8 protein-coding genes are annotated in these 8,815 nt (G+C 40.9%); 2 read left to right on the top strand and 6 right to left on the bottom strand.

What is annotated here, in order from left to right; all coding sequences use genetic code 11:
- Positions 1–27: 27 nt before the first annotated feature.
- From D5F11_RS22275 to D5F11_RS22285, 3 genes are read right to left on the bottom strand one after another with little or no spacing between them, the layout of a single operon-like run.
- On the bottom strand, positions 28–1,470 hold the full coding sequence (locus D5F11_RS22275) for a sodium:solute symporter family protein (protein ID WP_120118510.1): 1,443 nt from the start codon (positions 1,468–1,470) through the stop codon (positions 28–30).
- Positions 1,471–1,499: 29 nt separating this feature from the next.
- Positions 1,500–3,104 (bottom strand): amidohydrolase, encoded by a 1,605-nt coding sequence (locus D5F11_RS22280; protein WP_120118509.1) that lies wholly within the window; start codon positions 3,102–3,104, stop codon positions 1,500–1,502.
- Positions 3,105–3,136: 32 nt separating this feature from the next.
- Positions 3,137–4,390, bottom strand: coding sequence for a Zn-dependent hydrolase (locus D5F11_RS22285; protein WP_120118508.1), 1,254 nt, complete (start codon positions 4,388–4,390; stop codon positions 3,137–3,139).
- A gap of 309 nt (positions 4,391–4,699) precedes the next feature.
- Here D5F11_RS22285 and D5F11_RS22290 point away from each other — a divergent pair, with 309 nt between their 5' ends.
- Both D5F11_RS22290 and D5F11_RS26940 read left to right on the top strand, forming a co-directional pair.
- Entirely contained in the window at positions 4,700–6,106 is a 1,407-nt protein-coding gene (locus D5F11_RS22290; protein WP_185830858.1) for a sigma-54 interaction domain-containing protein, read from the top strand.
- Between the two features lie 76 nt (positions 6,107–6,182).
- Complete coding sequence (locus tag D5F11_RS26940; RefSeq protein ID WP_185830859.1) at positions 6,183–6,350, top strand: hypothetical protein; 168 nt, start codon at positions 6,183–6,185, stop codon at positions 6,348–6,350.
- Here D5F11_RS26940 and D5F11_RS22295 read toward each other — a convergent pair.
- The 3 genes from D5F11_RS22295 to hpaD form a co-directional block, all read right to left on the bottom strand.
- Positions 6,332–7,159 carry a MerR family transcriptional regulator gene (locus D5F11_RS22295; protein ID WP_120118506.1) on the bottom strand — a complete coding sequence of 276 codons (828 nt, stop codon included), beginning with the start codon at positions 7,157–7,159 and terminating at the stop codon, positions 6,332–6,334. The two genes, D5F11_RS26940 and D5F11_RS22295, sit on opposite strands and share 19 nt — an antisense overlap.
- 35 nt (positions 7,160–7,194) lie before the next feature.
- Positions 7,195–7,587, bottom strand: coding sequence for a GyrI-like domain-containing protein (locus tag D5F11_RS22300; protein ID WP_120118505.1), 393 nt, complete (start codon positions 7,585–7,587; stop codon positions 7,195–7,197).
- A 116-nt stretch (positions 7,588–7,703) separates the two neighbouring features.
- Entirely contained in the window at positions 7,704–8,690 is a 987-nt protein-coding gene (hpaD, locus tag D5F11_RS22305) for a 3,4-dihydroxyphenylacetate 2,3-dioxygenase (protein WP_120118504.1), read from the bottom strand.
- Between the last annotated feature and the right edge of the window lie 125 nt (positions 8,691–8,815).

Consider the following 8,815-nt stretch of genomic DNA (forward strand, 5'->3'; position numbering starts at 1 on the left):
TTCTTACCAGTTATTTAAGCCGAAAAGCTAGATTGCCTCTTCTTCGTGGTGTACGTTCACTCCGTTTGACTTGGTCAGTAGAGAAATAACAATAACTAACACAGTAGATATCGGCAACCCTATAAAGACGGGATGGATACCAAATGGATGTCCTGCCATTTGCCAAACGACAGCTATAATTAGCCCAATCCACATTGCCCATGTACCGCCAGCTTTAGTTGTTCCTTTCCAAAATAGTCCAAAAATAACTGGTGCCAGCAAAGAGGAGACTAACATTGCTGTCCCTGTAACCCATAAGTTGACAAGCTGGGGAATATATAATGCCAGCAGTATGGAAAAGATTGAGACGAGCATGACTGAAACACGGCTATAAAACAACAGTTTTTTATCGTCTTGGCTTTTAAGACGCGGTTTAATGATATCGTTTACAATGGAGGAAGCTCCTGCCATGAAAAATGAGTCAGCTGTTGAAATAACTGTAGCCAATAAAGCAATAATCATAACGACAACCATTGGGAAATTGAAAACATTTCCGATGATTTCATAATAACTTAATGTCGGGTTTATTTCGCCCATCTGTAAACCGTATTTGCCTGCTACACCGATTGTAATGACAAAGAATCCAGTTAAAAATGCTAATATAATGGAAATCCAGTATCCCCTTGAAGCTGTTTTGATGTCCTTGGCAGCCCAAAAGCGTTGCCACAGATCCTGTCTGACAAACTGATAGGCACCAATGGTTAATAAATAGACGAAAACTTGAGTGGAAGAAATACTAAAAATACTTAAGTTGGCCCCTTCATTCATTGCAAGGGCATTTTCTGTAATATTCCCCCATCCACCGGATGCAATAATCACAACAACAAACAATGTGAAAATACCGATAGTCTGAATTGTACCGTGGAAAGCGTCCTGCCAAATGACGGATTTCATTCCGCCAAAATACGTTTTCAACGTCAGCATCACCCAGCTGATGATAATGCCTGTTGTGATACTCATTCCGATAGTCAGATTCAAAATCGTTGCGATGGCAACAAATTGCATGCCTGTTATTGCGCTGTAGGCGATTAAAATACTAATTACTGTTGGAAAGCGAGCACCCTCACCGAAGCGCAATGTTGTAAAATCGGCAATGGTCACCATGTCATATTTTTCACCATATTGACGGATCTTTTTTACAAAGAAAAACATTAAAATGATACCAGCGAAAAGTGTTCCGAAGTTCAGCCAATGCTGGCCCATACCAAAGCTATAGCCATTTTCCATATACCCAAGCAAAGTCGACCCGCCGACAGCTGTGCCGACGAATGTCAGAATTAATGGGAAAATGGATACGGATCTTCCAGCTACATTATAATCATCATAGGTTTTAATGCTTCGCTGATTGATATAAAGGGAAACTCCAAATAGAAATAGGAAATAGACAATGACAAGTCCACCTAAGATCATTTGTTCTTGCGAATTATACATATTAAGTCCTCCTTGTTGCGGCGATATTTTTAAGTGCTGCTATAGACGATTTTTCCTTCGACAATGGTTTGGATTACTTGAATGTCTTTTATAGATTCTGGATCTGCTTTAAATGGGTCTTTGTCCAGTACGATGAGATCCGCATATTTCCCAATGGCAAGCGAACCGATGATGTCTTCATCAAAACCTGAATAGGCAGCGTCAATTGTGTAAGCTTTAATGGCATCCTCTACGGCAATGGCTTCGGTTGTTCCGAGTTGCTGGCCGCTCATTGTTTTGCGGACGACAGCCGAATAGATGCCGAACAACGGATTTCCATCACAAACCGGTAAATCTGAATTTCCAGGGGCAATGATCCCATGTTTTTTAAAAGAAGCATGCGGGAATACTCTCTCTGCCCGTTCTTGTCCCAAGTTTGCTAAATAACTGTCTCCAATGGAGTAAATAAATCCTATAGATGATGCGGCGATAATTCCGTATTCTGCTATTTTCTTTAAATGTTCATCAGTAGGCAAGGTGCAATGTTCAATTCTGTTCCGCATCCTCTGGTTTTCTTCGGGAGTGGTCGCATTTGAAATCGCCTGAAGAGCCATTTCGATTGCCCGCTCGCCGATTCCGTGAATGGAGACTCGCAAATTATGTTTAATAGATTCAGATACAAGGTCGTTTAAATGATCCTGCTGCATGTATAAAATCCCGTCGTTAATCCCATCGTCTTCATAAGGGGTAGCAAGTGCAGCCGTCTTTCCGCCGACACTTCCGTCGAGCATGTACTTTAAGCCTTGAATATTCAAACGGTCATTACCGAAATGGCTTTCGATTCCAAGTTTCAAGGTTTCCTCTTGGACACCGGTCCATCCCATCAAGTCAATGGCCCATAGCCAAAGGCGGGCTTTCAATCGGAAACTTTCTTCCTTTTGAAGCTGCTGGTAAACGATCATGTCATTTTTAGTTACTGCCATTTCATGAGCAGTGGTGATTCCCCACTGGAAAAATTGTTCCTGTGCCTGCAACATTGCTTCCTTTAATTGTTCGATAGAAAAAGCTGGAACAGAGAACTCGTGCATAGCGTTTTCCTGAATGAGACCACTTGGCTTCCCGGTTTTGGGATCAATATGAAAGTGGCCGCCTTCAGGGTCTTTTGGAATTTCGGGAAGACCGCTTACTTTAAAAGCCATACTATTTGCAACAGCGTTGTGTACACACGTTCTTTTTAAGAATACAGGGTGGTCTGGTGCGGCTTCATTCAACTCATCTATTGTCGGGAAGCGTTTTTCTTTGATCTTGCTGTCATCCCAGCCCATACCAATAATCCATTCGCCTTTTGGTGTGACCTTCGCTTTTTCCCTTACAGCATTCAGAATACTATCGATATCGGGTGTTGCTTCTGCTCTCAAGTCAAGCTGGAGCATATTTGCAGCGTAATTTAATGGATGGCCGTGACTTTCAATAAAACCTGGCAATACCGTTTTTCCATCTATATCTACTAGTTTTGTTGAAGGACCTTTTAATTGCTCTGTATCCTTGTCAAAAGCAATAATCTTTCCATTTTTTACGGCCACTCTACTTGCAGTAGGGTGGGTATCATCCATTGTATAAATGTCAGCGTTGTAGAAAATAACATCAGCGAACATTTGATATAACCTCCTCTTGATGTACCGCTTTCTTATTTAAAAGAAGCGTTGCTGTTTGCTAATTGATAGACTGTCTTCAGAAGCAGGTTTGCCCCTTTTTCTATGGCTTCTGCCTCGGTGAATTCCTCTTGGCAGTGGCTTTTTCCTGCAACACTCGGAACAAATATCATGGCTGTTGGAGTGATTAGATTCATATATTTTGCATCATGGCCGGCTCCACTTATCATTTTTTGACTGCTGTATCCGAGTTTTTTAACATTTTCAGTAATAATATTCACTAAGTTTCCGGAAAATTGTGTTGCAGAGCTTTCCCAGATCTTATCGATTTTCACTGCTACTTGTTCAGCTGCAGCAGAAACACTGATTTTTTCTATCAACGATTGCGTCAATTTTTCTTTTATCACATCGTCTGAATGCCGGATATCAACAGAGAAGATTACTTCCCCAGGCACGCAGTTGATCGAATTCGGTTTCACAGCCAATCTGCCAACTGTTGCAGTCGCTTCTTCGTCTAGATTTACGATTGTTTCTCTAATTACTTGTATGATTTTAGAAGCAGCATAAAGGGCGTCTTTGCGCATGTTCATCGGTGTTGGACCTGCATGGTCTGATTGTCCGGTTAAAATTACTTCCAGCCAGTCCATTCCTTGTATGCCTGTTACAACACCGATATCTAGGTTTTTATGTTCTAAGACCGGTCCTTGTTCGATATGAAGCTCAAGATAACAGTGACAGTTTTGAATGCGGTTTCTTTTTGAACCGTGATAGCCAATTCGTTTTAATTCATTCAAGAAGGTTTTACCTTCCCGGTCTTTCCGGCTGTAAACAAACTCTTGGTCAAAATGACCTGCAAGCCCTCCGGCCCCCAAAATTGGCGGCTCAAATCTTGAGCCTTCTTCATTTGTAAAGTTAATAACCTCGATAGGCCTTTCTGTCTGAATGCCCATATTATTTAAAGTGGTTAACACTTCGAGACCAACAAGTACGCCAAGGATTCCGTCGTAACGACCCCCTTCGGGTTGAGTATCGAGATGCGATCCTATAAGAATGGGCGCTGCCTGGGGATTCTTACCTTCTTTTCTGCCATAAATGTTACCGAAATCGTCTACGCGTACCTCCAGCTCAGTGTCTGATAGCCATTGAATAAATAAATCCCGCATTTTTTTATCATCATCAGTAAGAGCAAGACGACAAATCCCTCCACGGGAAAGCTTCCCTATAGTGGCGCTTTCATTTATCGTTTTCATGAGCCGCTTTATATTAATCGTGGGTGTTTGTTCAATCATTTTGTGACCCTCCTTTCTTAAAATTACATCTTAGCGCTAGCATTCTTGATCTTGCGTCCTTGCTTAATAAAGTAATAGCAATTTACGTGCCAAGTTTTGTGGACTATTTATATCCCAAAATGCCATTTTTGTCTGATTTTGACGAACAAAGTAAGGATATTAGTAACAAAAATGACTCAAGTAATGACACTTTGAGTTGAAAATGAATCAAAATGACTTTTGAAACAAAGAAAATATCATTTTTGAATCGAAAATGATTCGGAAATCGTGTATCCTAATACTGTAGGTAAATTCGAAAGGGTGGTTTGATTGGGAAAAGTTAGAGAAATTTTGGAGCATCCGTATTTTAAGAAAATTCTTAATGCCCTTTCTGACGGAGTGTTAATTTCTGATGGGGAAGGGCGGGTATTATGGTTGAATACCGCCTGTGCGAATTTTTCAAACAAGCCCAAGTCATTTTTGATCGGAAAAAGTGTTTATTTATTGGAAGAAATGGGAGTATTTAAACCATCAGTCACAAAAATGGTGATAGAAAAGCAAGCATTAGTCAGCACAGTGCAAACCTCAAAGGGGAAGGATCTCAGATTTATTGTCACCGGATATCCCATCAAGGATGAAGAAGGGAAAATTGATTGCATCATCGCTCAAACTAAAGATATTACCGAAATTGTTCATACGACGACTGAATTGGAAGAAACTCAATTATTGTTAAAGAGATACAGCCAGGAGATCATGCGGATTAATTATGAGAAACAAGCAGATTCTTATTATTTCACCAGCCAAAGTCCCGCTTATCTTTCGCTGTTGCAAACGATTGATAAGATAGCTCCGGCGGAATCGACAGTTCTGTTAAGTGGCGAGACAGGAGTCGGGAAAAACGTCATAGCCCAGCAGATTCATGGGTTAAGCGATCGGGGGAACGAGCCGTTTGTTGAAATCAACTGTGGAGCGATACCGGAATCCTTGATCGAATCTGAATTATTTGGCTATGTGAAAGGTGCTTTTACCGGAGCAAATAAAGGGGGAAAAGCCGGACTAATCAAAATGGCAGATGGGGGTACATTGTTCCTTGATGAAATCGGCGAATTGCCTATTCATTTGCAAGCGAAGTTATTGCAGTTTTTACAGCAGAGAAAATTTCTTCCTGTCGGTTCGACAGAGTATCAAACAGCCGATGTAAGAGTCCTTGCCGCTACGAATTTAGATTTAATGGAAGAAGTGAAGAAAGGAAACTTTCGGTCTGATTTATTTTACAGACTGAATGTTCTACCAGTCCGAATTCCTTCGTTAAAGGAAAGGAAAGAGGATATTATTGGTTTAGTTCAATACAACCTGGAGAAATACAATAAGAAACATAAACGGAACTGCCGCCTTTCTGCGGATGTAATGGATATTTTTCAACATTGTGATTGGCCGGGAAATATAAGGGAGTTGGAAAACTTAATAGAAAGGCTAGTCATTATCGCACCTGAACACGAAATCCAAGTGAAAGATCTGCCTGCACATATGAGGGAGAAGGAAGTGAATGCTTTTGATCTTTCAAGTTTTAATAGGGGAGATTCATTGAACGAAGTATTGGAATCAGTTGAAAAGAGTATCATTTCCAAGGCATATGCCCAATTTAAAACGACGAGGAAAACTGCAGAAGAGCTGGGAGTCTCTCAATCTTTGCTGATGAGGCGCTTGAAAAAATACAATTTGACAAATGAAAGCTGAAGGAGATGGCTCGCTGTGGGGAGCCTCTCCTTTTAACTTCATTCAACAGAAATTTCCCACTTCTGTAAGTGGTGAGATGAATGCGTATTGGTATTCCATTCAGTGGGGTTTCAAACCCCGGCTGAATAAAGTTAAAGCCTCCGGCGGATGCCACAGATTTTCAGAGGAAATTTATCGAGCGGAGCTCGATAAAGTCTGGGCGCAAATACGCCAAGGCGAATTTGATTATTCAATCAACACCTGAATTTCAGCCAGAAACTCCTCCTGGTTCTTTGAGATGAACTCATCGATAATTGTACGAATAATAAAATCGCCTTTAATCTTGTAATCGTTCTCTTTGATAAAATCGTTCAGAACATGAAAATAGGCCGGTGCATCGCTATGTCCCCCGCGAAAGAAAATGCAGGCATATGTTCCTTGAGGGAGGATAGCAAAATCTATTTCTTCTATTAATTTACTTCTTTCCACTTCTTCTAAAATAAGAAAAATCGAGCTGTATTCCAAAAAGCTTTCGCGCTGGAAGTTATTTTCCGAAATAGTGAGCCCCACTTTGCCAATGAAGATGGATGCCAGATGGTGGTATTGCTGCTTTAACTTGCGAAGCGATAGTTCAAGCTCGAAGAAAGAAGAAATGGTTTCCTTGAGCTGGATGATTTTTCTTTCAGGTATCGTTTTGATGAAAGGAACGTTGATGTCTTCGATATATTTTGCTGTCTTGAATTCGTCAATTCGTGCTTCTAACTTCTTTTTGGCCATTTCCAGCTCTTGGATCTTTTGCTCTGTGATCCTTTTATGCTCCTGCAGTGTATCGATCAGCTCGTTGATATCGCGGTTGGATGTCTGCTTTTTTATATCAGCGAGTGGCACGCCAAGCACTTTTAAATAATTGATGATATCGAGCAATTTAAATTGCTCGATGGAATAATACCGATAGCCATTTTCCGGATTCACTTCAATCGGCTTGAACAAGTCTATTTCATCGTAATATCTTAATGTTTTAACCGGAATATTGTGGAGCTTTGACATCTGTCCAATTGAAAATTTATTCTTCATATTTCACCACCTTAATTATAATAAGAAGAAAAACGTTATTCTACTGCGATATGTATCTCAATCTCTCCATTAGGGAGGTATTTTTCAAAATCAACTGTATAAGCCCGGTTTAGTGTGCCTGATTCTTCCAGATTCCAAATGTTGCTCCAGGCCTTAAAAACTCCCTGGTCATCAGTCGAATCCACTTTAAAAATTTCATGTTTTTCTGTAGTTATCTCGATAGGCGTTCCTCCATTTTTTTCAGTGGCAACGCCTATCGAGTAATCTCCTTTATAGTCGCTTTCGTAATCATAATAAACGCCATATACATTGCCCTCATAGTTTGTAAGGCTTTTTGAGGCGCTTTCCCACATGTTTTTTATTTTGTCCATCACATGCTTGTCATTAAAATTATTTGTTCTGATGCTGGTTATAATTGATAATTGCACGCTTATCAACTCCCTAATATTTTTAATATATTATAGAACAAATGTTTGTTTTAAGCAAAACCTTTTCCAATAAGAAAAGAATGCATCAAACCATTCTGATGCATTCTTTAACCCTCCTAAACTTTTTCTTTTTTTCTAAACGGGACGATTGGAAGTAGTTCGCCAGTATGGATGTCCTCAACGGGAACGGCTTCCTCAACCCAGCTTTTCGGCGGCATGGCGCCCCAGAAAGTCGCACGTTGAGGGTCAGCGAGATCCCATTTGATTGGTTCCCAGTCCGGGTCGTTTGTAAAATAGTCTCCAGTGTATAATTCCATGCGGTTTCCATCGGGATCTCTCAAATAAACGAAGAACGCATTGGACGTTCCATGTCTGCCAGGAGAGCGTTCGATGTTGGCGTAATAGCCCAGTGAAGCAAGGTGGTCGCATGCATCTAAAATGGATTTCGCGTCATCCATCCAGAACCCAGTATGATGAAAGCGAGGTCCTGTTTCGCTTATCAGCGCAAGGTCATGCACACTCGGTTTTCTGTGCATCCATGCGGCCCAAATATTTTCTTCCTCGCTCTCTACTTTTACAGTGTACTCAGAAGTTCTGAAACCTAAATGGTTGCTGTACCAAGCGTATAATTCATCTATATTTGTAATGAGGCAGTTGGCATGGTCAATTCTTTTGATTTTTACATTTCCTTGCAAGTGATATTTCTGCAACATTCTGTCGGCTTTTTCCATTTCGTAGAAAAATTCGACAGGAATACCGCCTGGATCTTGAATTCGCAGCGCGCGGCCCTGGCCTTTTTCCTCGCCGGCCGCCACCCAGCGCTTATTTACTCCAAGTCCAGCGAATAGTTCATCCAGCGTATCCAGGTCACTGTCAGCGCTTACACGATAGGCGATATGCTTCAAGCTTGCCTGCTCGCCCTTTGTCAAAACGAGGCAATGGTGGTTGGCGTCTTCCAATGCTCTTAAATAAATATGATTGTCATCTGACTCTGTTTCAATGAAGCCCAACCCATCACAATAAAAGTGGCGGGCACGATCCAAATCAGTAACTGTTACTTCAGCATGATGTAAACGGACAATATCAAAGTTTTTGTTTGGCATAACCATCATCCTCCGATCTTTTGACATTAGTTTAAAGTCTACAGTAACTGGAGAGTCAATGAGATTATTTAAATTTTATCATTTCCTGACAGAAGACTCCCACTTCAAGGAATATAAAGGGCGGA

The organism is Siminovitchia terrae (assembly GCF_003605405.2).
Classification (GTDB): Bacteria; Bacillota; Bacilli; order Bacillales; family Bacillaceae_C; genus Siminovitchia; species Siminovitchia terrae.